A 23,866-nucleotide genomic window follows, 5' to 3' on the forward strand; every position below is an offset into this window, starting at 1 on the left:
ATGACGCCCGGATCGGGGCCTCATGGTTCGAGACGGCGCTGGCGCGCCTCCTTTCAATGAGGAATGACGGAGTCTGTCGATGCCGCGTGCCATGAACGTCGTTCCGAACCGGGGCAGCCGGCTGTTGCTGGCCCTGTTGCCGTTCCTGCTGATCGCGCTGATCTACGTGGTCGGATCGGCGCAGCGGCGCGCGGACAATCCCGACGACAAGCTGCTGCCGCCGGTCTCCGAGATGGTCGCGACCTCCAAGCGGCTCGCGACCGAGCCTGATCGCCGCTCCGGCGACTACGTGCTGTGGTCCGACACGGCGGCGAGCCTGCAGCGCCTCGCGCTCGGGCTCGGCATCGCGGCGGTGATCGGGCTCGTGCTCGGACTCGCCATCGGATTGCTGCCGGTGGCCGGCGCCGGCTTCGGCACGCTGGTCGCGGTGCTGTCGATGATCCCGCCGATGGCGGTGCTGCCGGTTCTGTTCATCGTGTTCGGGCTCGGCGAATTGTCCAAGGTGGTGCTGATCGTCATCGGCGTCACGCCGACGCTGGTGCGCGATCTCTCACTCGAGGTGCAGGCCATGCCGCGCGAGCAGCTGATCAAGGCGCAAACGCTCGGCGGCTCGACCTGGCAGGTCGCGATCCGTGTCGTGCTGCCGCAGATCATGCCGCGCCTGATCAAGTGCCTGCGGCTGATGATCGGCCCGGCGTTCCTGTTCCTGATCTCGGCGGAGGCCATCGCCTCCGACGTCGGGCTCGGCTACCGCATCTTCCTGGTCAGGCGCTATCTGTCGATGGACGTGATCTTGCCCTATGTCGTCTGGATCACGCTGCTCGCCTATCTGTTCGACCTGGCCTTGGTGTGGATCGGCCGGCGCGCGTTCCCCTGGGCATATGACGGCGGAGCGCGCTGATGAGCACGCTCTCGTTCCGGAATGTCTGGGTCGAATACGGCAACCAGGTGGTGCTCGAACGCATCAATCTCGAGATCGCCTCCGGTACGTTCCTGTCGATCGTCGGTCCTTCCGGCGCGGGCAAGAGCACCTTTCTGCGTCTGATCCTCGGCCAGGAGAAGCCGACGCAAGGCGCCGTGCTGCTCGACGGCCAGCCTTTCCCGGCCGAGCCGGGGCCGGACCGCGGCATCGTGTTCCAGCGCTACTCGGTGTTTCCGCATCTGACCGTGTTCGGCAACGTGCTGCTCGGCTATGAGCTCGCGGCGAGCCCGTTCACGGCGCGGCTGTTCGGGTCGGCGCGCAAGGAGGCGATGGAGAAGAGCCTCGCGCTGATCGAGGCCGTCGGCCTGGCCGAGCATCGCGACAAATATCCAAGCGCGTTGTCCGGCGGCATGCAGCAGCGCCTGGCGATCGCGCAGGCACTGGCGAAGCAGCCGCGCGTGCTGCTGCTCGATGAGCCCTTCGGCGCGCTCGATCCCGGCACCCGCGCCCAGATGCATTCGCTGATCAAGCCGCTGTGGCGCGAGCACAACATGACCATCGTGATGGTCACCCACGACATCAAGGAGGCGTTCGGCCTCGCCACGCGGCTGATCGCACTCGACCGGCCGCGCAAGGATCCGCAGGCGCCGGAGCGGTTCGGCGCGCGCATCACCTACGACCTCGATCTCACCCGCGACAGCGCCGTGCCCGTGCTCGGTTTCATCCGCGCCAGCGTGCAGGCGGCGCAATAGTCAGTTCAAGAAACGTCGAAAGAAACGAAGGAGAGTCTTCATGTCATTCCCATCCATGCGCCGGTCGCGCCGCGCCGGATTGCAGCCGCAGCGCCGGAGCATGCGGCGTCACCATCCGGACTTCGACAAGATGGCCACCCAAGGCTGGCAGGCGCTGGAGGCCGAGGGCAAGCTGCCGAGCAATGGTTGGCGCAAGGAGCGGCAATGGGCGCTCGACATGGGCCTGCCCGGTGCCGACAGCCTGACCGATCGCGAGATCCCGACCTTTGCGCGCGGTGAGCTGCCGCATTTCGCCGGGATCAACACCTTCATGAAGGCGCCCTATGTCGAGAACGTCCGTGACGTCGCCAAATACGACGCCGCCGTGATCGGCATTCCCTTCGATTCCGGCACCACCTATCGCCCCGGCACCCGCTTCGGGCCGCAGGGCATCCGCCGCATCTCCGCGCTCTACACGCCCTACAACTACGAGCTCGGGGTCGACCTGCGCGAGCAGATGACCCTGTGCGATGCCGGCGACGTCTTCACCATTCCCGCCAACCTCGAAAAGAGCTTCGACCAGATCAGCCGCGGCGTCGCGCATGTGTTCTCGTCCGGAGCGCTGCCGATCATGCTCGGCGGCGACCATTCGATCGGCTTCCCCTGCGTGCGCGGCATCGCTGAGTGTACCGACAAGCGCATCGGCATCATTCATTTCGACCGCCACATCGACATCCAGGAGAAGGATCTCGACGAGCGCATGCACACCACGCCCTGGTACTGGGCGACCAATTTGCCGAACGTGTCGCCGACCAACCTGGTGCAGCTCGGCATCGGCGGCTGGCAGGTGCCGCGCGAGGGTGTCGAGGTCGCGCGCAAGCGCAACACCAACGTCCTCACCATCGCGGACATCGAGAAGATCGGCCTGGAGAAGACGGCGGAGATCGCGCTCGAGCTGGCCTGGAAGGATGCCGACGCGGTCTACATCTCGTTCGACGTCGACTCCATCGATTGCGGCTTCGTGCCCGGCACCGGTTGGCCCGAGCCCGGCGGCTTCCTGCCGCGCGAGGCGCTCAAGCTGCTCGGCCTCGTCGCCGCCGAGGGGCTGTGCGGGCTCGAAGTGGTCGAAGTCTCGCCGCCCTACGACACCTCTGATATCACCGCGCTGATCGGCGTCCGCGTCGTCGTCGAGGCGCTGGGCTCGATGGTCGCCCATGGCAAGCTCGGCAGCCACAAGCACATCATCAACAAGCCGGTCAGCTATTGAGGCCTGCGATGCGACATCACCACCACCACCACGGCGATCACCACCATGATCATGGCCATCCGCATGATCACGACCATCATCATGACCATCCGCCGCACGGCCCCGGGCACAACCATCCGCACGGGCGCACACCGGTGCAGTGGCAGACGCCGCACCAGCCCGAGGGCGCCAAGCCGGCCGCCATCGTCGAGCCCGACCTCGACAAGGTCGAGGCCGCCTTCGTCGACGGTTTCATCGCCGCCCCCGATCCGACCAGCTTCCTGCGGCTGGCGCGCGTCCCGTTCGAGATCCTGCGCGACGGCGCCAGCCTCAAGCTGCTGCGGGTGGAGATCGATGCGCTGACCGATGTCGGCAGCCTGACGCCGCATCTCGGCGGCGGCACCTTCCGCTACGATCCGCTGCCGTCGAACTTCATCTCACGCCGCCGCCGGCTGCGCTTTGTCTATTTCGACGGCACCGGCCTGTTGCCGCTGACCTATGCGGAGCTGCGGGAGATCGAGTGACCAGCTCAGAACTCAAGGCAGCGGCGTTCGCTTGAGCGCCGCTGCAAGCGCCTCGAAGCGACCGGTGACTTCCGGCAGCACGAATGCGCGCACGGTCGAGGCCGCGGCGACGCCGCTCACCAGCACGATGACATATTGAGCGGCGAGCAGCAGCGTGACGCGCCGGAGCCAGTGCGATCGCGGGCGCTCGGCGGTGCGCGCCGCGACCGGCGGCGGCGCATCGGGGGCGATCAGCCAGTCGTCGTGCTCTTGCGAGGATTCGGACATTTGCTCAGTGCCCCGAGAGCAATTGCTCGAGGCGCGATTTGAGCTGCCTGTTGGCGCGCTCCTGCAGGCGCAAGGCGCGCGCCGTTTCGAGATCGATCACCTCGCCATCGTCGTGATGGAAGGCGAGGCCGGCGCCCGCGCCGTCGCGCCACACCATCTGCGCCGGTCGTGACCATCCGCGCCGTTCGATGCCGATCTCGACGCGGTCCGGCAGCAGCACGCTGCCCTCGAGCTCGACCTTGACGCCGCGGTGGTTGAAATTGCGCACGACGCAGGCCAGCGTCGAGCAGCCTGAATTGAAGGTCAGCACGCCGCCATAGTAGACGCGCTGGCGAGCCTCACGACGACGATTTTGCATCCCACGTCCTCCAATGACTTAACGATTGATTAATCAATCGGAGGGTGTGTGGCGAGTCTCGCCGGTATTGAAATGTGGGTGGTGGTTAATGCGTACCGGACGCTTGCGGCGCGGTCGAAGTCGCACGACGTCTCACGCCCGCGCGAACATCCGGGCGTCGCCCGTCAGCACCGGCTGCACGGCATCGCTCAGCCGCACAGCGGCTGCCTCGACCGACAGCCCCGCCGTATCGACCACCGCATTGGCCCTTGCGTACAGCGGCTCGCGGCTCGCCAGGATGTTGCGCAGCTCGGCCATCGCCGAGCGGTCGTCGGCCATCGGGCGCAGGTCACCTTGTTTGCGCACACGCCCCATGTGCTCCTCCGGCTCGGCCTTGAGCCAGATGGTGTAGAACGAGGTCAGGATCAGGTCGAAGGTGACCGGCTCGGGCCCAGGGCTCGCTACGGAGAGATTGCAACCAGGGCGCGATTTGGCTAACAGCAGAGCCCATGGAGACGAACTCTGAGGGGAGCGGTGGCGGCGGGCGCTGGAGAATCGCTCTCCTTGCGCTCGTGCTGATTCCATTTCTCCCCGAAATTACAATACTGCTCGTCTCTTTCGGTGCGCGGCTGGGCGGCTGCGAGCCCGCCGCCAACGCGCCTTGCCATCTTGGCCCGCTTGCGGCCAGCGCCCTGATCCGCGGCGCGCTCCAGGCCGGCTCCATGGTTGCAATCGGCTTCTCTTTCGGTCTCTCCGCGGTGTGGCTAGCCCTGTGCTACCTTGCGATCGTCCAGGGATGGCGGCGGCGTTGGAGCCGCATTCTGCTCGCGCTGGCAACGAGCCTCCCGCTGGCGATCCTTCCCTATTTTGGGCCGATGTTGTCGATCTCGCCACTGGTGAACGCCGAGTGCCATCCCAATGAGGGCGGCATTCCACCCTGGTGCAGGATCTACGGCGGAGACGTCGGCGATCCCGCGCATGAAGCCGTGCGGATCGGCTGGAACGTCTTCATCGGGGCCCCGGTGGCCTTGGTGGCGTTTCTCGTGTTCGTCGTCGCGCTGATCGTGGCAGGCAGGCGCACGTCACCGCAGCGCCGTGAACGGGTGTCAGGATAGGGCGTTCTCGCAGCGCCAGCCGCGGCGGTCGATACGTATTGCCGCTCGCGAGCGATCGTGTTCATATGCATCCCCTGATTGATTTCAATCGTGAGATGCTGCAATGCGCAGACAATTCGTTTCGGCGGTATGCCTTGTCATTTCGACCTTCCTCGGATTGCTGATCACCTGCTCGGCCCATGCGCAGAAGGCGTCTGACGAAGACGTCCAGCGGATCAAGGCCTCACCGTTCGTGAAATATGCGCGCTACTACGCGCCCTATGCCATCCAGGCCGCTGCGGCCTATCTCGCGATCGATGATCTCGACCGTTACAGGTTCAAGCAGGACGATGACGGAGTTGGCGCCGACGTCAATTTCGTGGTCGGCAACATCTTCGAGCCAAAGGCTGCCCCGTTCGGCCAGGCCGCGCTGAAGGGATGGCAATATCAGTTCGGCAGCGACAAGCCGTTGACATGCATCGTGCCCACCGATGCCGCGTGTCAGGCAGCCTTCAAGAACCGGGGATGGGAGTTCGGCAGCGGGCCCGCCTTCCAGGTCTGGGCCCGCAAGCGTTCGCCGGCTGTCGATCACACCGCGTGCAGTGAGGTCAATCTCGTGTTTCGCGGCACTGTCGGCCTCAGCACCGGCGACTGGCTGTCGAACGCCAACCGCTTCTATTCGCCCTATGATGACTACTATCAACAACTGCGCCGCAACATCGACGGCATTCTCGGCATGATCCAAGGCCTCGACTGCTACCGCGTGGCGCGCAGGAAGCCGCAGATCGTATCGACGGGACATTCGCTCGGCGGCGGCCTGGCGCAGTTCGTCGCGCTCGCGCACGATCCGAACGCCCCGAAGATCGTGAAGGTGTTTGCGTTCGATCCCTCGCCCGTGACCGGCGCGCACCTGCTCGCCAACACGATCCGCACCGCCAACTCCCAGCAACTCGTGATCGATCGCATCTATCAGGAGGGCGAGGTCCTGGCGTGGCCGCGCTGGGCGGTCCAGGAATATCCGTCGGCGAGTTCGACCTGCGGCCCGTTCGTCAGGACCGTCAAGGTCGACGCGGTCCCGGGCTCCGGACTGCTGAACCTTCACGGCATTCGTCCGCTCGCGGTCAAGACGGTCGAGCTGTCCTATGACGGCGACCGCCTGAAGACCTATCAGGTGCCGCCGTCGCCCGCGGACTGCAGGTTGAAATACCAGCCGCCTGGTGAGGATGGCGACATGCTGGTGTCGATGGCCGATGGCCAGCAGCCGACGCGCTACGCCTCGACACCTGTTCGCGCGCGGACGACCGTGGCTGTCTCGCCAGATGCGCTGCCGCCGGCGTGGCGGACGCGGCTGGGCGGCTCGACCGCGAGGCTGGTGTCGATGCGCTCGCATCAGAAGCTCAAGCTCGGATCGTCGAAAGCTCGCAGGTCGCGCGTCGCTCACCTCTAAACGACCGTCACCCCCGCGCGAACATGCGCGCCTCATTGGCGATGACCGGCTTCACGGCTTCGCCCAGCCGTGCGGCCGCTGCCTCGACCGACAGCCCCGCCGTATCGACCACCGCATTGGCCCTTGCGTACAGCGGCTCGCGGCTCGCCAGGATGTTGCGCAGCTCGGCCATCGCCGAGCGGTCGTCGGCCATCGGGCGCAGGTCACCTTGTTTGCGCACACGCCCCATGTGCTCCTCCGGCTCGGCCTTGAGCCAGATGGTGTAGAACGAGGTCAGGATCAGGTCGAAGGTGACCGGCTCGGAGACGATGCCGCCGCCGGTCGCCAGCACCATCGGCTCCTTGCGCGCGAGCAGTTGCACCAGGGCGGCCTGCTCCATCCGGCGAAAGCCTTCCTGGCCGTAGAGCGCGATGATCTCGGCAACCGAAAGCCCGTTCTGCCGCTCGATCTCCTTGTTCAGCTCGACGAAGCTCCAGCCGATCCGCTCCGCCAGCATCTTGCCCAGCGTCGACTTGCCGGCGCCGCGCAGGCCGATCAGCGCAATGCCTGAGAACGAACGCCGCAATGGCGCCGATGCGCTGCCGGCAAGCAGCTCCTTGACCTCCGCGATCTGGCTCGGGGTCGCCTTCTTCAGGAGATCGCGAATGACCGGCCAGTCCGGCGATGGCTCGCCGCCGGGGATGATGTCGTCGAGCGGCGCGTTGATCGCATTGGCGATCCGGCGCAGCAGCACGATCGAGACATTGCCTTTGCCGCTCTCGAGCTGGGCGATGTAGCGCTCGGAAATCCCGGAGACCTCGGCCAGCACCTTGCGCGACATGCCGGCGAGGCCGCGCATCCGCCGCACCCGCTGGCCCAGCTGGTCGAGGAAATCGGTCTCGGCCGCGGACTGGCCGTCGTCGCGCGGGGCATCGCTGTGTGGCGTCATATCCCTGAGGTACTCTTTTGACCAGGAAACATAATGCCGAGGAGGATTGACAGCAAGCGATGTTGGTGGCCTTGTATGAATTATAATTCAAAAATCCGGGGAGAATGCCGTGAAGTCGTACAATGCGGTATCGTGGTTGCTTGACCGCAATGTCGAGGCGGGACGCGGCGACAAGCTCGCCTACACGGACACGATCTCGGAGCTGACCTATCGCGGTCTGCAACAGCAGACCTGCCGCGTCGCCAACATGCTGCGCCGCCTTGGCGTCCGCCGCGAGGAGCGCGTGGCGATGATCATGCTCGACACGGTGGATTTCCCCGCGGTGTTTCTCGGCGCGATGCGCGCGGGCGTCGTCCCGGTGCCGCTCAACACGCTGCTGACCTCGGAGCAATACGCCTATGTGCTCGCGGACTGCCGCGCCCGCGTGCTGTTCGTGTCCGAGGCGCTGTATCCGGTCGTGAAGGACATTGTCGGCCCGATGCCGGATCTCGATTGCGTCGTCGTGTGCGGCGCCAATGCCTTCGGCCACAAGCTGCTCACCGAGGAGCTCGCGCGCGAGAGCGATCAGTTCGACACGGTCGCGACCCACGAGGATGAGCCTGCGTTCTGGCTGTATTCATCCGGTTCGACCGGCATGCCCAAGGGCGTGCGCCATCTGCACGGCAATCTCGCCGCGACGGCCGAGACCTATGCCAGCCAAGTGCTCGGCATCCGCGAGAGCGATGTCTGTCTGTCAGCCGCAAAGCTGTTCTTCGCCTATGGCCTCGGCAATGCGCTGACCTTCCCGCTGTCGGTCGGCGCAACCACGATCCTCAACTCCGAGCGCCCGACGCCGGCGCTGATGTTCAAGCTCCTCAACCGCTACAATCCGACCATCTTCTACGGCGTGCCGACCTTGTTCGCCGCGATGCTGCACGATGAGTCGCTGCGCCATGAGAAGGCCGGCAGCGCTCTGCGCATCTGCACCTCGGCCGGGGAGGCGCTGCCGGAATCGGTCGGCAATGCCTGGAAGGCGCGGTTCGGCGTCGACATTCTCGATGGCGTCGGCTCGACCGAGCTGCTGCACATCTTCCTGTCCAACGTGCCCGGGGACATCAAATACGGCTCATCGGGGCGCCCTGTACCGGGCTATCAGGTTCGTCTTGTCAACGAGGCCGGCCAGGACGTGCCGGACGGCGAGGTCGGCGAGATGCTGGTGCATGCACCGTCCGCCGGTGAGGGCTACTGGAATCAGCGCCACAAGACCCGCTCGACCTTCGAGGGCTATTGGACGCGCACCGGCGACAAATATGTCCGCGACGCCGATGGGCGCTACACCTTCTGCGGCCGCTCCGACGACATGTTCAAGGTCTCCGGCATCTGGGTGTCGCCGTTCGAGGTCGAGAGCGCCCTGATCACGCATCCCTCGGTGCTCGAAGCGGCCGTGGTGCCGGAAGCCGATCCGGAAGGCCTGTTGAAGCCCAAGGCCTATGTCGTGCTGCGCCCGAGCGTCGACCGCGCCACCCTGCACGAGGCGCTCAAGGATCACGTCAAGCAGAAGATCGGCCCGTGGAAATATCCGCGCTGGATCGAGGTGGTGGACAGCCTGCCGAAAACCGCGACCGGCAAGATCCAGCGCTTCAAGCTGCGCGAGGGGGCGCATTAGCTGTCATTGGCTGTCATTCCCGCGCGCGCCGCAGTCGCGAATCCGGAAGCTCGACGTGGGTGAGATCAAGCGACAGACAATCTCGAGATTCCCGATCGGCCCAGCTTCGCTGCGCCGTCCGGAATGTCGGGGCCGGGATATGTGCATGGTGACGCAACTCATCGCCGCGAACTCCGCTCGGCTCTCTCCCCCCTTGTGGGGGAGAGGTGGAGAGGGGGGTACCACGCGCGCCGGTGCGTGTGGCTTACCCCCCTCCCTAGCCCTCCCCCACAAGGGGGGAGGGAACGAGGGAGCGAGCTGCGGGAGCATTTTACATCACGTGCAGACGGAGCGGTCGCGATGGCGCTAGCTGCATCAGGCTTCCTCACCATCGACACCGCTCAACTCGAACATCGCTTAATCGGTCCGCAGCCATCCGACGCGCCATGCATCGTGCTGCTGCATGAGGGCCTCGGCTCGGTCGGCCTGTGGGGCGATTTTCCCGACAAGCTCCAAGCCGCGACCGGCGCCTCCGTGTTCGCCTATTCGCGCGCCGGCTACGGCGCCTCAAGCCCGGTGATGCTGCCGCGGCCGCTCGACTACATGCAACGCGAGGCCCGCGATGTGCTGCCGAAGCTACTTGATGCGATCGGCTTCCAGCGCGGTCTCCTCGTCGGCCATTCCGACGGCGCCTCGATCGCGGCGATCTACGCCGGCGGCCGCGCCGATCATCGCCTCGACGGCGTCGTGCTGATCGCCCCGCACGTGATCGTCGAGGACGTCTCGGTCGCGTCGATCGCCGCTATCAAGACCACTTACGAAACCACGGAGCTGCGCACCAAGCTCGGCCGCTGGCACAAGGACGTCGACAACGCGTTTTACGGCTGGAACGGCGCCTGGCTCGATCCGGCATTCCGGGCCTGGGACGTCACCGGCGACCTCGCCTACATCCGCGTCCCCGTCGCGGTGATCCAGGGCATCGACGACCAGTACGGTACCATCCGCCAGGTCGAGATCATCCAGGAGGAGTGCTACTGCCCGGTCGAGGTGACGATGCTTCCCAAGACCGGCCATTCCCCGCATCGCGAGTCTCTGGACGCCACCTTGCGGGTCATTGCCGAGTTCGCGGCCGCGACCTTGCCGGCCCCGGCATCACGAACATGAAACAAAGTGCATGTTTCGGCTTTTTGTCGTAGACGTCAGTCAAAACATGAATTATTGTGCATCTCAACGATAAGCACTCCAACGAAGGGTGACTCATGGCCGGGGAAGACCGCGTGCTCGCGGGAGGCAAGACGTTCATCGATTTTCAGACCGATCCCTCTCGCTACAAACATTGGAAGCTCTCGATCGACGGCGAGGTGGCGACGCTCGCCATGGACGTCGACGAGAATGGCGGCCTGTTCGAGGGCTACCAGCTCAAGCTCAATTCCTATGATCTCGGTGTCGACATCGAGCTGGCGGACGCCGTGCAGCGGCTGCGCTTCGAACACCCCGAGGTGAAGGTGGTCGTGCTGCGCTCGGCCAAGCCGCGTGTGTTCTGCGCCGGCGCCAACATCCGCATGCTCGCGGGCGCCACCCATGCCCACAAGGTGAACTTCTGCAAGTTCACCAACGAGACCCGCAACGGCTTCGAGGATTCCAGCGAGAATTCCGGCCAGCGCTTCATTACCGTGGTGAACGGCACAGCGGCCGGCGGTGGCTATGAGCTCGCGCTCGCCACCGACCACATCATCCTCGCCGATGACGGATCGTCCTCGGTGTCGCTGCCGGAGGTTCCGCTGCTCGCCGTGCTGCCGGGCACCGGCGGCCTGACGCGCGTCGTCGACAAGCGCAAGGTGCGCCGCGATCGCGCCGATGCGTTCTGCACGACGGAAGAGGGCGTCAAGGGCAAGCGCGCCGTGCAGTGGCGACTGGTCGATGAGATCGCGCCGAACTCCAAGGTCGATGCCAAGGTGGCCGAGCGCGCCAAGGAGTTCGCGGCCGCCTCCAAGCGCAACGGCAGCGGCAAGGGCGTTGCGCTCACGCCGCTCAAGCGGGTGATCGATGCGTCAAGCGTACGCTACGGCTTCGTCAACGTCGACATCGATCGCGCCGCCCGCATCGCTACGATCACGATCTCGGCCCCCGAAACCGCGCCGCCCGCCGACATCGACGGCATGATCGCGCAGGGCGCATCGTTCTGGCCGCTGCAGGTTGCGCGCGAGCTGGATGATGCCATCCTGCATCTGCGCATCAACGAGCTCGGCATCGCCATGCTGGTGTTCAAGTCGCATGGCGACCGTGCCCAGGTGCTGGCCCATGACGCCTTCCTGGAGGCCAACAAGGCGCATTGGCTGGTCAACGAGATCCGTCACTATTGGAAGCGCGTTCTGAAGCGCATCGATGTCACGTCGCGGACGCTGGTGACCTTGGTTGAGCCCGGCTCCTGCTTTGCCGGCACACTCGCCGAGCTCGTGTTCGCCTCCGACCGCTCCTACATGCTGATCGGCACCATCCAGGGCGACAACCGTCCGGCGCCGGCGATCGAATTGTCGGCGATGAATTTCGGCCCCTATCCGATGAGTCACGGCCTGACGCGGCTGGAGTCGCGCTTCCTCGCTGATCCCAACGATCTCGAGCGTGTCCGCGCGCAGACTGGCAAGCCGCTCGAGGCCGACGAGGCCGAGGAGCTCGGCCTCGTCACCTTCGCGCTCGACGACATCGACTGGGAGGACGAGATCCGCGTCTTCCTCGAGGAGCGCGCCAGCTTCTCGCCGGACAGCCTCACGGGTCTCGAAGCCAATCTGCGCTTCGCCGGCCCCGAGACGATGGAATCGAAGATCTTCGCCCGCCTCACCGCCTGGCAGAACTGGATCTTCCAGCGCCCCAACGCGGTCGGCGAGGAGGGCGCGCTCCGGCGCTACGGCACCGGCGAGCGGCCGAGCTACGATATGACGCGAGTGTAAGGGGAGCAGGGAGTGGCGAATAGCGAATAGGGAAGGATGTCTGGACCCCCTATTCGCTACTCGCCATTCGCTACTCGCCTCCAACAGATCAAAGCCCCCGGGAGGTCTCCATGAACATGAACATCATGAACGTCGACTACTCGACCAAGATTCCGAACAACGTGAATCTCGCCGAGGACCGCCAGGTCCTCAAGGCGCTGGAGGGCTGGCATCCCGGCTATGTCGACTGGTGGAACGACATGGGTCCCGACGGCTTCCAGCAGTCGCTCGTCTACCTGCGCACGGCCTATTCGGTCGATCCGCGCGGCTGGGCCAAGTTCGACTACGTCAAGATGCCGGACTATCGCTGGGGCATTCTCCTTGCTCCGCAGGAAGAGGATCGCAAGATCCCGTTCGGCGAGCATTATGGCGAGCCGGCCTGGCAGGAGGTGCCCGGCGAATACCGCGCGCTGATGCGCCGCCTGATCGTGATCCAGGGCGACACCGAGCCGGCCTCGGTCGAGCAGCAGCGCCATCTCGGCAAGACCGCGCCGTCGCTCTACGACATGCGCAACCTGTTCCAGGTCAACGTCGAGGAGGGTCGCCACCTCTGGGCGATGGTCTATCTGCTGCAGAAATATTTCGGCCGTGACGGCCGTGAGGAGGCCGACGAGCTGCTGCGCCGCCGGTCGGGCGACGCGGATTCCCCACGCATGCTCGGCGCCTTCAACGAGAAGACGCCGGACTGGCTGTCGTTCTTCATGTTCACCTACTTCACCGACCGCGACGGCAAGATGCAGCTGCACTCGCTCGCGCAGTCCGGCTTCGACCCGCTGTCGCGCACCTGCCGCTTCATGCTGACCGAAGAGGCGCACCACATGTTCGTCGGCGAGACCGGCGTCGGCCGCGTCATCCAGCGCACGGTCGAGGCGATGCGGGCCGCCGGGATCGATGATCCCACCGACATCGCCAAGGTCCGCGCGCTCGGCGTCATCGACCTGCCGACCATCCAGAAGAAGCTGAACCTGCATTACACGCTGTCGCTCGACCTGTTCGGCTCGGAGGTCTCGACCAACGCTGCGAACGCCTTCAATGCCGGCATCAAGGGCCGCTATCACGAGACCCAGATCCAGGACGATCACCAGCTCAAGAACGCGACCTATCCGGTGCTCAAGCTGGTCGACGGCGAGATCAAGCGGGTCGACGAGCCGGCGCTGACCGCGCTCAACATGCGCCTGCGCGACGACTACTCGCAGGACTGCGTCAAGGGCCTGTTGCGCTGGAACAAGATCATCAGCACGGCGGGCTACGACTTCCAGCTCAAGCTGCCGCATACCGCCTTCCACCGCGCCATCGGCGAGTTCAAGGACGTCCATGCGACGCCCGACGGCATCCTGATCGACGAGGGGACCTGGGCCAAGCGCAAGAGCGACTGGCTGCCCTCGACCGATGACGGCGCCTACATCTCCTCATTGATGAAGCCGGTCACCGAGATCGGCGAGTACGCGTCGTGGATCGCGCCCCCGAAGGTCGGCATCGACAACAAGCCGGGTGACTTCGAGTACGTGAAGATCGAGACTTGATGAGAGGCGAATAGCGAGTTGCGAATAGGGGAAGTAGCCTATTCGCTATTCGCTATTCGCTATTCGCTATTCGCTATTCGCTATTCGCCCTTCTCAGCTATCCCAGCCCGCGCCCGGAATGCCCGGATTTGCGTAGACGATACCGCCATCGACCGCGATCGTATTCCCCACCACGTAGTCGCCCGCGCGCGAGGCGAGGAAGATCGCTGTGCCCGCCATGTCCTCGTCGGTGCCGATGCGCCCGGCGGGCACGCGCGAGGCGACCTCGTCGGCGTTGTCGCGTGCTGCCTTGTTCATGTCGGACTTGAACGGTCCCGGCGCGATCGCGGTCACCACGATGTGGTCCTTGATCAGCTTGGCCGCCATGCGCCGCGTCAGATGGATCAGGCCGGACTTGCTCGCCGCATAGGAATAGGTCTCGAGCGGGTTGACGAAGATGCCGTCGATCGAGGCGATGTTGATGACCTTTGCCGGCCGTTCGGCGCTGGCCGCCGCACGCAAGGGAGCTGCGAGCGCCTTGGTCAGGAAGAACGGCGTCTTGAGGTTGAGGTTCATCACCTTGTCCCAGCCGCTCTCCGGGAATTCGTCGAAGTCGGCGCCCCACGCCGCGCCGGCATTGTTGACGAGGATGTCGAGCTTGGGCTCGCGCTTCTTGATCTCGCTCGCGAGCGTCTCGATGCCGGCCATCGTCGAAATGTCGATCGGCAGCGCGACGCATTCGCCGCCATATTCCGTCGTCAGTGCCTTGGCGGTCGCCTCGCAGGGCCCGGCCTTGCGCGCGGTGATGTAGACCCTCGCCGCGCCATGCGCGAGCAGGCCGGATGCGATCATCTTGCCGATGCCGCGCGAGCCGCCGGTGACGAGCGCGATGCGTCCTTCGAGTGAGAACAAGTTCCTGAGCATGAAGCCTCCCTTTTCTTATGTCATGCGTGCTTGTGAGCGGGACGCGCCAGCACGTCAAGTGAGACGCAGTCGCACGAATTCGCCGCAATTCAATCGGGGGAACGTTATGGCGGGGCTATGCCGCGTCGATGCGGCGGAAGCCGTTCCACATCGCGGTGGCCGCGCCCGAGGTCAGCACCGGCAGCACGCGGGCGTCCTGGTAGTGGCCGTTCAGCGAGACACGCGACAGGGCCGTGAGATGATCGGCGCTCCCGGCGAAGATCATGCCGGGGCGGGTGGTGACGGCGGTCTTGTAGCCGCTCGCGGCCGCCAGCACGAACTCGCGCTGGGAGGCGGCGGCGCAGTCGCCGTAGGGATAGGCCATGTGTAGCACCGGCCGCTGCAACTCGTTCTCGATCCGAGCACGGCTGTCGGCGATCTCGATGCGCGCCGTCTCCTCGGTCTGCTTGGCGAGATTGCAGTGACTGATCGAATGTGCGCCGATCGAGATCAATGGCTCAGTCGAAAGCGCCCGGAGCTCGTCCCAGGACAGGCAGAGCTCACGGCAGATCGAGGCCTCGTCGACGTCGTAGCGCGCGCACAGCGCGCTGATCTCACGCCGGACGTCGTGCTCGCCCGGCAGTGCGCGCAGCCAATCGTGCAGGCGCTGGAACGTCACGCATTTGGCTGCCGGCGTCGATGCATCGAGCTGCAGCGACAGCCCGCCGATCTCGATGTCGATCGTTTGCGCCTTCGCGACCAGCCGCTCCAGCGTCACCCACCAGAGCCGGCCCAGTCCCGATGCGAAATCGCTCGTCACATAGATGGTGAACGGCGCATCGAACTCGCGCATGACAGGCAGCGCGAAGTCGCGGTTGTCGCGATAGCCGTCGTCGAAGGTGAAGCAGGCGAAGCGGCGCGAGAAGTCCTTCGCCACCAGCCGGCTGTGCAACTCGTCGAGGGTGATGATCTCGATGTCGTGGTCGCGCAGGTGCGACAACATTTCGCGCAGGAAATCCGGCGTGACCTCGAGGTGACGATTGGGCTGGAAATCGGCGTCGTGGTGCGGCCGCACATGATGCAGCGTATAGATCGCTCCCACGCCCGAGAAGATCGGGCGCAGCCAGACATGCGCGCCGCTCAGATACAGCGCTTCCAGGCCGGCACGGATAAAGGTTTTGCGAAATCGCCTCATCTGAAATATGCGGCCCGGTGAGTGTCGGGACAAGGTTACCGACGAATGATTGAAGAAAGCCTTAGCCTGCGGTCGCAACGTACCGTGCGGCGCGCCTCATTTCCGGTTTGACAGGCATGCAAGGGTTTGTTTTCTCTCTGCTTCCTCGATGCGACGGATGACGAATGCGTGGACTTTTCAGGTGGAGCGGGAAATGGTGGCCTGGCGTCCTCCCGCTGATCGTGCTTTGGGGCCTCGCGGCCTGGACCAGCACCGTTCCCCTGGAGAATGATCTCGCCGGCCGCAGTTCGGCCGTCCTGAAGGGGGCCGTGCTCGACAGGACAAGCGTCACGGTGGATGGCCGCGATGTCTCGCTGCGCGCCAATGCTTTTTCCGAGGCTGGACGCCGCGATGCGGTCGCTGCGGTGGACGGCGTGGCCGGCGTGCGGCTCGTCAACGACGAGACGCGGCTGGTCGCCGAGGCCAAGCCCTTCGTCTGGTCGGCCGAACGCGACGTCGTCCGGGTGACGCTGGGCGGCAATGCGCCGTTGCCCGCCTTGAAGGGCAGGCTGATGGACGCGACGCGGGCGGCGCTGCCGGGCGTGGAGGTCGCTGACCAGATGGGCCTGGCGCGCGGCGCGCCAACGCGCTTCGAGGATGCGGCGCTGCTGCTGATCGGCCAGATCGGCAGGCTGAAGGACGGCAAGTTCACGATCTCCGATGGCGAGGTCGCATTGTCCGGCATGGCACGCGAGCTCGGCGGCCGCGAGGCGATCGCAGCTGCGCTCGGCAAGCTGCCGGACGGCTTCAAGGTCGCCAGCAACGACGTCAAGGCGCCGCCCTACATCTTCCAGGCCTACAAGGACCCGGTCGCGGTCACCGTGACGCTCGCCGGCAACGTTCCCGACGAGAACATCCACGCCGTCGTCGTCGGCTCTTCATCGCGAAAATTCTTCAGCGAGAAGGTCGTGGACAATCTCAAGAACAGCATCGGTGCGCCCACCAACTTCGTGAATGCGGTGGTGCCGGCGCTGGGCGCCTTGTCCCGGCTGTCGACCGGCACGCTGGTGGTGTCCGACCGCGACATCAAGATCTCCGGCGACGCGCTCTATGACGCCGCCGCCGCCCAGATCCGGACCGGGCTCGCCAAGGATGTCCCACAGGGCTGGCAGGTGAAGGCCGACATCACGGTGAAGCCGGCAGCCGCCCCGGTCGATCCCACGGTGTGCCAACAGCTATTCTCCGACCTGCTCGGCAAGGCGAAGATCCGATTCGAGACCAGCCGCAGCGACCTCGACAGGGATTCCACCGGTCTGCTCGACCGCCTCGTCGAGATCGCGTTCCGCTGCCCCTCCGCCAATGTCGAGATCATCGGCCACACCGATGCCGATGGCGACCCCGCGGCCAATCAGGTGCTGTCGCAGAAGCGCGCCCAGGCCGTGGTCGATTATCTGGTCAAGGCCGGATTGCCGGCCGACCGCTTCACCCCGATCGGCTATGGCAGCACCCAGCCGGTCGTCTCCAACGACACCGCCGACGGCCGGGCACAGAACCGCCGCATCGAATTCGTGGTGAGGTAACGTCATGGCCTATCTCGTTGCCTTTCACTGGGGCTGGCTGGCCGGCGCCTTCGCCATCGGGCTGGCGATGGGCTGGGTCGCCGTGGTGCATCGCGCCCCGCGCGTGTCGGGCTGGCTGACCTGGCTGCTGGCGGTGCTGGCCGCCGGCCTGGTCGCGGCGGCCGTGGCCTGCCTGATCCCCGGACGGGCCGGCTACTGGCTCGAGCTGCTGCTGATCATGTTCGTGCCCTACCTCGTCGGCTGCGCCATCGGCACGTGGCTGCGGGCGCTGGTGGTGATCCGCAGCATGCGGACGAAATCGGCGGCCTGAAGCGGCCGCCCGCCGGTCTGCGTCCGACGCCACCTGCCAAGACTGCGGCGGCGCGCGCCGCCGTCCGCGTGCCCGGGTCATCGCAACTGCGAGACACGAAGGTTTGACGAGGTGCGACCCTGTCAAACGCGCAGCCGGCGCTTATCGTTGAACGATGACGACCCGCCCAGCCCTGGGGCCCCCCGGAAAGCCCGGAGATGCGCGTTCCTCACCGAAGTTTAACCTGGGCTTTGCAGGCTGGCCGGGAGCGTGCGCCGACGCTCCGTCCTGCATGATGGCTTGCCTGATGTCTTTGCCTGATGTCTTGCCTCATGTGCGGCAAAACGGTGCATCGCATTTCCGTAAAGCCTGCTAAGTATATCCATGTGTACGCTTTTGTTCGCACGCTCCGTGTTCCCCAATGCGTCGAAACGCGCTACGAGGGCGTTGTATGCGCACATGACGCTGCGGCCTCCGGGGCGCGGCGTCCCCGGCCGTCGTGATCGGATCACGGTGAGAGGTGTAGATGCTTGAAGCCATACGCAGAGCGGCCACGTTCCTGCGCGAGAAGCAAGTCCTGCACAAGCTCGGCGTGCTGATCAGCATCGCTGTGATCGCGGTCGCCTGCTACGTCCTCTACCACATGCTGCGCGGCATCGACACCTACGAGGTGCTCGAGGCGATCAAGAGCACGGAGCCGCATCAGATCGCGCTCGCCGCGCTGTTCGTCGCCGCCGGCTATTTCACGCTGACCTTCTACGACCTGTTCGCGGTGCGCGCGATCGGCCACGACCACGTGCCCTACCGCGTCAATGCGCTGGCCGCCTTCACCAGCTATTCGATCGGCCACAATGTCGGCGCCAGCGTCTTCACCGGCGGTGCCGTGCGCTACCGCGTCTATTCGGCCCATGGGCTGAACGCCATCGACGTCGCCAAGATCTGCTTCCTCGCCGGCCTGACGTTCTGGCTCGGCAATGCCGCCGTGCTCGGGCTCGGCATCAGCTATCATCCGGAGGCGGCGGCCTCGATCGACCAGCTGCCGCCCTGGGCCAACCGCATGGCGGCGATCGCGATCCTGGTCGGTCTGTTGGGGTATGTCGCCTGGGTATGGACCAAGCCGCGCGTGGTCGGCCGCGGGCCGTGGACCGTGGTGTTGCCGAGCGGCCCGCTGACCCTGCTGCAGATCGCGATCGGCATCATCGACCTCGGCTTCTGCGCGCTCGCGATGTATGTGCTGGTGCCGGACGAGCCCAATCTCGGCTTCGTCGTCGTGGCCGTGATCTTCGTCTCGGCGACCTTGCTCGGCTTCGCCAGCCATTCCCCCGGCGGGCTCGGCGTGTTCGACGCCGCGATGCTGGTCGGGCTGTGGCAGATGGACCGCGAGGAGCTGCTGGCCGGAATGCTCTTGTTCCGGATGCTGTATTATTTGGCGCCGTTCCTCATTTCTGTAATCTTGCTGACGTTTCGCGAGGTTATCATCAGCACGCGGTCGAAACGGCTGCGGCAGGCCGCGCTCAGCCTCGATCCGGCCCCCCCGCCCGAAGCCGCTTTTGTGAGGAAGCGCAGCGATTCCGGTGCCTGACGCCAGCTCAAGGGAACAGTAGGACGAGATGGCTCTCGACGCTCCCTCCGACACGGCGCTTTCGATCTTCACCCCCTGGCCGGACCGGCTGCGCCATTCTGCGATCATTCTGCTGGCTGCGGCGCTCGCGCTTGCCGGGCTCGTGCTGCTGGACGAGCTGCTGCCGCTGCGGGCCCTGGCGGTATTCCTGTGTATCGCCGCCGCAGCCCTGGTGCCGTGGCGGCTGCATGGCGCGGTCGCCAAGCGGGAGGAGGAGCGCCACGCCAACCCGGTCGAGGCGCCGGCCGTGAGCGCGGTGGTCGAAGGCATCCCCGATCCCGCCGTGCTGCTCGATCGCGCCGGCCGCGTCATCCACCTCAACGCCGCCGCCGCGCAGCTCGCGCCTGCCTTGCGCAAGGGCGAACTGGCCCAATTCGCGCTGCGCACGCCGGAGATCATCACCGCGCTGCGCGAGGCGATCGCCACCACCGAGATCCGCCGCGCCACCTATCACGATCACGTTCCGGTCGATCGCTGGATGGAGCTGATCATCACGCCGGTGCCGGTGCCGACGGCGTTCGGCGGCACCGACAAATGCATGCTGATGACGTTCCACGATCTGACCCCGCTACGCCGGGTCGAGGAGATGCGCGCCGATTTCGTCGCCAATGCCAGCCACGAGCTGCGCACACCGCTGGCGGCGCTCTCGGGCTTCATCGACACGCTGCAGGGGCCGGCCAAGGACGATCCGAAGGCGCGCGAGCGCTTCCTCGGCATCATGCACATCCAGGCGACGCGCATGGCGCGGCTGATCGACGATCTCCTGTCGCTGTCGCGGGTCGAGCTGTCGGCGCATGTCCAGCCCCACGCCATGGTCGACGTCGTCCCCATCATCCGCCAGGTCACCGACGGGCTGGAGTCGCTGGCGCGCGAGCGCCAGGTGGTGATCGAGACCAGCCTGCCGGAGGCGCCGGTGACGATCGCCGGCGACCGCGAGGAGCTGCTGCGCGTGTTCGAGAACCTGATCGAGAACGCGCTGAAATACGGCGCCTCGGGCGGCCGCGTGATCGTCTCGCTGGAGCAGGCCGTCTCCGCCGAGAACGCGCCGGAGATCCGGGTCAAGGTGCGCGATTTCGGCCCCGGCATCGCGCCCGAGCATCTGCCGCGGCTGACCGAGCGCTTCTATCGCGTCGATGTCGGCGACAGCCGCGCGCAGGGCGGCACCGGGCTCGGCCTCTCTCTGGTGAAGCACATCCTCAACCGCCATCGCGGCCGGCTTCTGATCGAGAGCGTGCCGCGCAACGGCGCCGCTTTCACGGCCTGCTTTCCGCAGTCCAGGCCCGCAGCACGCGCCTGACGGGCGGGCGCATCTTGCGGCCCGGCGCAGGCCGGGCGCACGTCATCGATCGTTGTGAACAGAGGCCGGACATCGCGAGGCGATGCGGAGCACCTCATCGCCCGCCGTGGTCGCCGGCCGCTCAGCGCGTGGTCGACTTCGCCGGCTGGCGGCGGCGGTCGGCTGCGGGCTGATAGGCGACGCGCGAATGCTGCGCGCAATAGGGCAGGCCGGACAGCGCCTTGCCGCCGCAGAAGAAGAAATCCGCGCTCGAGGGATCGCCGACCGGCCAGTGGCAGGTCGCCTCGTTGAGCTCCAGCAGCGACAGCCGCTGGTTCATCGGCACGACGTTGTCGAATGCAACCGGATCGGGATCCGCCTCAACCTCGAAAACCTGTGCGAGCGCCGTGTTGCCGCGCGCCACCGGGCGCGCCACCCGCATCATCGGCTGTGCCGGGCGGGCCGCCTTGCGCTGGCGCGGTGCCGCGGTGGCCGGGCTCTTGGCGCGGCCGGACAGGCCCAGCCGGTGCACCTTGCCGATCACGGCGTTGCGCGTCACGTTTCCGAGTTCCGCGGCGATCTGGCTGGCCGACAGTCCGGCTTCCCAGAGTTTTTTCAGTTGCTCGACGCGATCGTCGGACCAGGTCAATACGGTCATCGAACCTTTCCCTTCGCGTTGCGCCGGCCAATTCCGGGACGGCGCTGCGATGCTGTCTCAAGAAAATCCCTGGCGGCAGAATCCCTTGTCCCTCGCCGGGCGCGCGCAAGGCACCCGGACGTTACGCAAACTCAGAGAACTTCGAGAGGGATCAGAACTGCCGCACGAGATGTCGTACTCGACGTTGAAAACGCTACAATATGGCGTGACTCCCGCGCAAGAGTCGGCGGCCGCAGTCCACACATTCCGTGGTTCCCTGTGGCACGTCTCGATCTGTGTCAGGCGTCCGGAATCTCACGGGCCGGCCCCCCATGCATCAGCTGACGCGTAGTTGACTCCCACCGCTGCCCGCATACAATAGATACACGTGCCGCCTTGAAAAGGCGGCACATTTTGTTTTCCAGGGTGGGGTCCCTGATGCGCGATGGCGCCGCGTGGCGCGTGTCTCGGCCGGCCCGTCAGCTCATGTGATCCGCCATGACCAGTGTTGCCGCTACGCATCTCCTCCCCGTATTCGCCCGGGTCGATCTTTCGTTCGAGCGCGGCGAAGGCGCGTGGCTGATCGCGACCAATGGCGACCGTTATCTCGATTTTACCTCGGGCGTCGCAGTCAATTCGCTCGGCCATGCGCATCCGCATCTGGTCAAGGCGCTGCAGGAGCAGGCGGCCAAGCTCTGGCACATGTCGAACCTGTTCAAGAGCCCGGATGGCGAGCGCCTTGCCGCGCGGCTGTGCGAGCAGAGCTTTGCCGACTACGTATTCTTCGCCAATTCGGGCGCGGAGGCGATGGAAGGCGCGATCAAGATCACGCGCAAATATCACGCCGCCAAGGGACATCCCGAACGCTATCGTATCATTACGTTCGAAGGCGCGTTCCACGGCCGCACGCTCGCCACGCTCGCCGCGACAGGTTCGGCCAAATATCTCGACGGCTTCGGTCCGCCGATGGACGGCTTCGATCAGGTTCCGTTCGGCGACATCGAAGCAGTGAAGAAGGCGATCGGTCCGCACACCGCCGGTATCCTGGTCGAGCCGGTGCAGGGCGAGGGCGGCGTGCGCACCGCGCCGCTGCCGTTCTACAAGGCGCTGCGCCAGCTCTGCGACGACAACGGTTTGTTGCTGGTCATCGACGAGGTCCAGACCGGCATGGGCCGCACCGGCGATCTGTTCGCGCATCGCTGGCTCGGCGTCACGCCGGACGTGATGTCGCTGGCGAAGGCGCTCGGCGGCGGCTTTCCGATCGGCGCCGTGCTCGCCACGGCCGAGGCCGCGTCGGGCATGACGCCGGGCTCGCATGGCTCGACCTTCGGCGGCAATCCGCTGGCGGTCGCCGCGGCCAACGCCGTGCTCGACGTGATGCTGGCGCCCGGCTTCTTCGATCACGTCCGCAAGATGTCGCTGCTGTTGAAGCAGAAGCTCGGTGCCGTTCTCGATCGTCATCCCGATGTCATCTCCGAGATCCGAGGCGAGGGCCTGCTGATCGGCGTCAAGGCGGTGGTGCCGTCGGGCGATCTGGTCGCGGCGCTGCGCGATCAGAAGCTGCTCACGGTGGGGGCCGGCGACAACGTCGTACGCTTTCTGCCGCCGCTGATCGTCAACGAATCCGAAATCGAACAATCGGTCGAGATGCTCGATCGCGCCTGCGCGGCGCTGTCGGGCGGGCCTGCCAAGCAGGCGGCCGCATCATGAGCAAGACCATGGGCAACACGCCGCGTCATTTCCTCGATCTCACCGAGATGCCGGTGGAGGAGTTGCGCAACGTGCTGGCGCTGTCCAGCGCGATGAAGAAGACCTTGAAGGCGCGCGAGCCGGCGAAGAAGCCGCTCGAGGGCAAGGTGCTGGCGATGATCTTCGACAAGCCGTCGACGCGAACCCGGGTGTCGTTCGACGTCGGCATGCGCCAGCTCGGCGGCGAGGCGATCATGCTGACCGGCACCGAGATGCAGCTCGGCCGCGGCGAGACCATCGCCGACACCGCGCGCGTGCTGTCGCGCTATGTCGACGCCATCATGATCCGCATCCTCAGCCATGAGGCGCTGCTCGAGCTTGCCGCGCACGCCACCGTGCCCGTGATCAACGGTCTGACCCGGCGCTCGCATCCCTGCCAGGTGATGGCCGACGTGATGACCTTCGAGGAGCATCGCGGCTCGATCGAGGGCCGCACCGTGGCCTGGACCGGCGACGACAACAACGTGCTGGCCTCCTGGGCCCATGCCGCCGAGCGCTTCAAGTTCAGGCTCAACGTCGCGACCCCGCCGCAGTTGTCGCCGGGCAAGCCGATGAAGGATTTCATCCGCGCCACCCGGGCCGACATCCATCTCGGCCACGATCCGGAGGTCGCTGTCGCCGGTGCCGACTGCGTCGTCACCGACACCTGGGTCTCGATGGGTGACAAGGACGGCGAGCATCGCCACAATTTGCTCAAGCCCTATCAGGTCAACTCCAAGCTGATGTCGCTCGCCAATCCCGAGGCGCTGTTCATGCACTGCCTGCCGGCGCATCGCGGCGAGGAGGTCACCGACGAGGTGATCGACGGCCCGCAGTCGGTGGTCTTCGATGAAGCCGAGAACCGCCTGCACGCGCAGAAGGGCATCCTGGCCTGGTGCTTCGGCGAGCGAGCTTAGGGGCTTGATAACGAGAAAGTTTGAGCTACGTATTCGGTGCACCCTCTCCCCTTGTGGGCTACGGGATGCCCGAAAGCGATTCCAAGCGATTTCTGGATGTGATTCAAAGTTTTCGACCGGTTCGGTGGAGAG

At 65.8% G+C, this 23,866-nt stretch carries 22 protein-coding genes and 1 pseudogene; 16 read left to right on the plus strand and 7 right to left on the minus strand.

Going from position 1 to position 23,866, the window contains the following annotated elements:
* Positions 1 to 79 precede the first annotated feature (79 nt).
* The 4 genes from QX051_RS27375 (at position 80) to QX051_RS27390 (ending at position 3,423) form a co-directional block, all read left to right on the plus strand.
* Positions 80 to 901 carry an ABC transporter permease gene (locus QX051_RS27375; protein WP_315740529.1) on the plus strand — a complete coding sequence of 274 codons (822 nt, stop codon included), beginning with the start codon at positions 80 to 82 and terminating at the stop codon, positions 899 to 901.
* Positions 901 to 1,674 carry an ABC transporter ATP-binding protein gene (locus QX051_RS27380; protein WP_315778265.1) on the plus strand — a complete coding sequence of 258 codons (774 nt, stop codon included), beginning with the start codon at positions 901 to 903 and terminating at the stop codon, positions 1,672 to 1,674. Before QX051_RS27375 ends, QX051_RS27380 begins: the two co-directional genes overlap by 1 nt.
* 40 nt (positions 1,675 to 1,714) lie before the next feature.
* A complete protein-coding gene (locus QX051_RS27385) occupies positions 1,715 to 2,920 on the plus strand; it encodes an agmatinase family protein (protein WP_315778266.1) in 1,206 nt (401 codons plus the stop codon).
* 134 nt (positions 2,921 to 3,054) lie between these two features.
* Positions 3,055 to 3,423: a hypothetical protein gene (locus tag QX051_RS27390; protein WP_315740626.1), complete on the plus strand. Its 369-nt coding sequence runs from the start codon at positions 3,055 to 3,057 to the stop codon at positions 3,421 to 3,423.
* Between the two features lie 12 nt (positions 3,424 to 3,435).
* On the opposite strand, the gene QX051_RS27395 is transcribed toward QX051_RS27390, so the two are convergent.
* From QX051_RS27395 to QX051_RS27405, 3 genes and pseudogenes are all read right to left on the minus strand, one after another.
* Positions 3,436 to 3,690 (minus strand): hypothetical protein, encoded by a 255-nt coding sequence (locus QX051_RS27395; RefSeq protein WP_315778267.1) that lies wholly within the window; start codon positions 3,688 to 3,690, stop codon positions 3,436 to 3,438.
* Between the two features lie 4 nt (positions 3,691 to 3,694).
* The gene (locus QX051_RS27400) at positions 3,695 to 4,048 is read right to left on the minus strand and encodes a PilZ domain-containing protein (RefSeq protein ID WP_315740525.1); all 354 of its coding nucleotides are present in this window, start codon (positions 4,046 to 4,048) and stop codon (positions 3,695 to 3,697) included.
* A 132-nt stretch (positions 4,049 to 4,180) separates the two neighbouring features.
* Positions 4,181 to 4,474, minus strand: a pseudogene (locus QX051_RS27405) (shikimate kinase); the annotation flags it as partial.
* A gap of 62 nt (positions 4,475 to 4,536) precedes the next feature.
* Between QX051_RS27405 and QX051_RS27410 the strand changes: the two are divergent.
* Entirely contained in the window at positions 4,537 to 5,142 is a 606-nt protein-coding gene (locus QX051_RS27410; RefSeq protein WP_315778283.1) for a hypothetical protein, read from the plus strand.
* Positions 5,143 to 5,245: 103 nt separating this feature from the next.
* Complete coding sequence (locus QX051_RS27415; protein WP_315778268.1) at positions 5,246 to 6,568, plus strand: lipase family protein; 1,323 nt, start codon at positions 5,246 to 5,248, stop codon at positions 6,566 to 6,568.
* A 7-nt stretch (positions 6,569 to 6,575) separates the two neighbouring features.
* Here QX051_RS27415 and QX051_RS27420 read toward each other — a convergent pair whose 3' ends face one another.
* Entirely contained in the window at positions 6,576 to 7,496 is a 921-nt protein-coding gene (locus tag QX051_RS27420; RefSeq protein ID WP_315778269.1) for a helix-turn-helix transcriptional regulator, read from the minus strand.
* Positions 7,497 to 7,605: 109 nt separating this feature from the next.
* Here QX051_RS27420 and QX051_RS27425 point away from each other — a divergent pair, with 109 nt between their 5' ends.
* The 4 genes from QX051_RS27425 (at position 7,606) to boxB (ending at position 13,630) form a co-directional block, all read left to right on the plus strand.
* Entirely contained in the window at positions 7,606 to 9,141 is a 1,536-nt protein-coding gene (locus QX051_RS27425) for a benzoate-CoA ligase family protein (RefSeq protein ID WP_315778270.1), read from the plus strand.
* Between the two features lie 339 nt (positions 9,142 to 9,480).
* Complete coding sequence (locus tag QX051_RS27430; RefSeq protein ID WP_315778271.1) at positions 9,481 to 10,284, plus strand: alpha/beta hydrolase; 804 nt, start codon at positions 9,481 to 9,483, stop codon at positions 10,282 to 10,284.
* A 95-nt stretch (positions 10,285 to 10,379) separates the two neighbouring features.
* On the plus strand, positions 10,380 to 12,068 hold the full coding sequence (gene boxC, locus QX051_RS27435) for a 2,3-epoxybenzoyl-CoA dihydrolase (RefSeq protein ID WP_315778272.1): 1,689 nt from the start codon (positions 10,380 to 10,382) through the stop codon (positions 12,066 to 12,068).
* A 110-nt stretch (positions 12,069 to 12,178) separates the two neighbouring features.
* Positions 12,179 to 13,630, plus strand: coding sequence for a benzoyl-CoA 2,3-epoxidase subunit BoxB (boxB, locus tag QX051_RS27440; protein WP_315778273.1), 1,452 nt, complete (start codon positions 12,179 to 12,181; stop codon positions 13,628 to 13,630).
* Positions 13,631 to 13,723: 93 nt separating this feature from the next.
* Here boxB and QX051_RS27445 read toward each other — a convergent pair whose 3' ends face one another.
* Positions 13,724 to 14,533: an SDR family oxidoreductase gene (locus tag QX051_RS27445; protein WP_315778274.1), complete on the minus strand. Its 810-nt coding sequence runs from the start codon at positions 14,531 to 14,533 to the stop codon at positions 13,724 to 13,726.
* 115 nt (positions 14,534 to 14,648) lie between these two features.
* On the minus strand, positions 14,649 to 15,707 hold the full coding sequence (locus QX051_RS27450) for a polysaccharide deacetylase family protein (protein WP_315778275.1): 1,059 nt from the start codon (positions 15,705 to 15,707) through the stop codon (positions 14,649 to 14,651).
* 164 nt (positions 15,708 to 15,871) lie between these two features.
* On the opposite strand from QX051_RS27450, the gene QX051_RS27455 reads away from it, so the two are divergent.
* From QX051_RS27455 to QX051_RS27470, 4 genes are all read left to right on the plus strand, one after another.
* Entirely contained in the window at positions 15,872 to 17,266 is a 1,395-nt protein-coding gene (locus QX051_RS27455; RefSeq protein WP_315778276.1) for an OmpA family protein, read from the plus strand.
* Positions 17,267 to 17,270: 4 nt separating this feature from the next.
* Entirely contained in the window at positions 17,271 to 17,576 is a 306-nt protein-coding gene (locus tag QX051_RS27460; protein ID WP_315740516.1) for a hypothetical protein, read from the plus strand.
* A gap of 505 nt (positions 17,577 to 18,081) precedes the next feature.
* The gene (locus tag QX051_RS27465; protein ID WP_315778277.1) at positions 18,082 to 19,137 is read left to right on the plus strand and encodes a lysylphosphatidylglycerol synthase domain-containing protein; all 1,056 of its coding nucleotides are present in this window, start codon (positions 18,082 to 18,084) and stop codon (positions 19,135 to 19,137) included.
* A gap of 28 nt (positions 19,138 to 19,165) precedes the next feature.
* Entirely contained in the window at positions 19,166 to 20,473 is a 1,308-nt protein-coding gene (locus QX051_RS27470) for an ATP-binding protein (protein ID WP_315740514.1), read from the plus strand.
* Between the two features lie 121 nt (positions 20,474 to 20,594).
* Here QX051_RS27470 and QX051_RS27475 read toward each other — a convergent pair whose 3' ends face one another.
* Positions 20,595 to 21,110 carry a GcrA family cell cycle regulator gene (locus QX051_RS27475; RefSeq protein ID WP_315740513.1) on the minus strand — a complete coding sequence of 172 codons (516 nt, stop codon included), beginning with the start codon at positions 21,108 to 21,110 and terminating at the stop codon, positions 20,595 to 20,597.
* 477 nt (positions 21,111 to 21,587) lie between these two features.
* On the opposite strand from QX051_RS27475, the gene QX051_RS27480 reads away from it, so the two are divergent.
* Positions 21,588 to 22,799 (plus strand): aspartate aminotransferase family protein, encoded by a 1,212-nt coding sequence (locus QX051_RS27480; protein ID WP_315740512.1) that lies wholly within the window; start codon positions 21,588 to 21,590, stop codon positions 22,797 to 22,799.
* 8 nt (positions 22,800 to 22,807) lie between these two features.
* Positions 22,808 to 23,734, plus strand: a complete 927-nt coding sequence (gene argF / locus QX051_RS27485) for an ornithine carbamoyltransferase (RefSeq protein ID WP_315740625.1) — start codon at positions 22,808 to 22,810, stop codon at positions 23,732 to 23,734.
* Positions 23,735 to 23,866 lie beyond the last annotated feature (132 nt).

This window comes from Bradyrhizobium sp. SZCCHNR1053 (assembly GCF_032381235.1).
Classification (GTDB): domain Bacteria; phylum Pseudomonadota; class Alphaproteobacteria; order Rhizobiales; family Xanthobacteraceae; genus Bradyrhizobium.

Bases quoted from the DNA above. Each gene is read 5' to 3' on its own strand.
- QX051_RS27430 (WP_315778271.1), top strand. From the start codon at position 9,481: ATGGCGCTAGCTGCATCAGGCTTCCTCACCATCGACACCGCTCAACTC.
- QX051_RS27445 (WP_315778274.1), bottom strand. From the start codon at position 14,533: ATGCTCAGGAACTTGTTCTCACTCGAAGGACGCATCGCGCTCGTCACC.
- QX051_RS27400 (WP_315740525.1), bottom strand. From the start codon at position 4,048: ATGCAAAATCGTCGTCGTGAGGCTCGCCAGCGCGTCTACTATGGCGGC.
- QX051_RS27410 (WP_315778283.1), top strand. From the start codon at position 4,537: ATGGAGACGAACTCTGAGGGGAGCGGTGGCGGCGGGCGCTGGAGAATC.
- QX051_RS27380 (WP_315778265.1), top strand. From the start codon at position 901: ATGAGCACGCTCTCGTTCCGGAATGTCTGGGTCGAATACGGCAACCAG.
- QX051_RS27460 (WP_315740516.1), top strand. From the start codon at position 17,271: ATGGCCTATCTCGTTGCCTTTCACTGGGGCTGGCTGGCCGGCGCCTTC.
- QX051_RS27465 (WP_315778277.1), top strand. From the start codon at position 18,082: ATGCTTGAAGCCATACGCAGAGCGGCCACGTTCCTGCGCGAGAAGCAA.
- boxB (WP_315778273.1), top strand. From the start codon at position 12,179: ATGAACATGAACATCATGAACGTCGACTACTCGACCAAGATTCCGAAC.
- QX051_RS27450 (WP_315778275.1), bottom strand. From the start codon at position 15,707: ATGAGGCGATTTCGCAAAACCTTTATCCGTGCCGGCCTGGAAGCGCTG.
- argF (WP_315740625.1), top strand. From the start codon at position 22,808: ATGGGCAACACGCCGCGTCATTTCCTCGATCTCACCGAGATGCCGGTG.
- QX051_RS27385 (WP_315778266.1), top strand. From the start codon at position 1,715: ATGTCATTCCCATCCATGCGCCGGTCGCGCCGCGCCGGATTGCAGCCG.
- QX051_RS27375 (WP_315740529.1), top strand. From the start codon at position 80: ATGCCGCGTGCCATGAACGTCGTTCCGAACCGGGGCAGCCGGCTGTTG.
- QX051_RS27475 (WP_315740513.1), bottom strand. From the start codon at position 21,110: ATGACCGTATTGACCTGGTCCGACGATCGCGTCGAGCAACTGAAAAAA.
- QX051_RS27480 (WP_315740512.1), top strand. From the start codon at position 21,588: ATGACCAGTGTTGCCGCTACGCATCTCCTCCCCGTATTCGCCCGGGTC.
- QX051_RS27395 (WP_315778267.1), bottom strand. From the start codon at position 3,690: ATGTCCGAATCCTCGCAAGAGCACGACGACTGGCTGATCGCCCCCGAT.
- QX051_RS27455 (WP_315778276.1), top strand. From the start codon at position 15,872: ATGCGTGGACTTTTCAGGTGGAGCGGGAAATGGTGGCCTGGCGTCCTC.
- QX051_RS27470 (WP_315740514.1), top strand. From the start codon at position 19,166: ATGGCTCTCGACGCTCCCTCCGACACGGCGCTTTCGATCTTCACCCCC.
- boxC (WP_315778272.1), top strand. From the start codon at position 10,380: ATGGCCGGGGAAGACCGCGTGCTCGCGGGAGGCAAGACGTTCATCGAT.
- QX051_RS27415 (WP_315778268.1), top strand. From the start codon at position 5,246: ATGCGCAGACAATTCGTTTCGGCGGTATGCCTTGTCATTTCGACCTTC.
- QX051_RS27420 (WP_315778269.1), bottom strand. From the start codon at position 7,496: ATGACGCCACACAGCGATGCCCCGCGCGACGACGGCCAGTCCGCGGCC.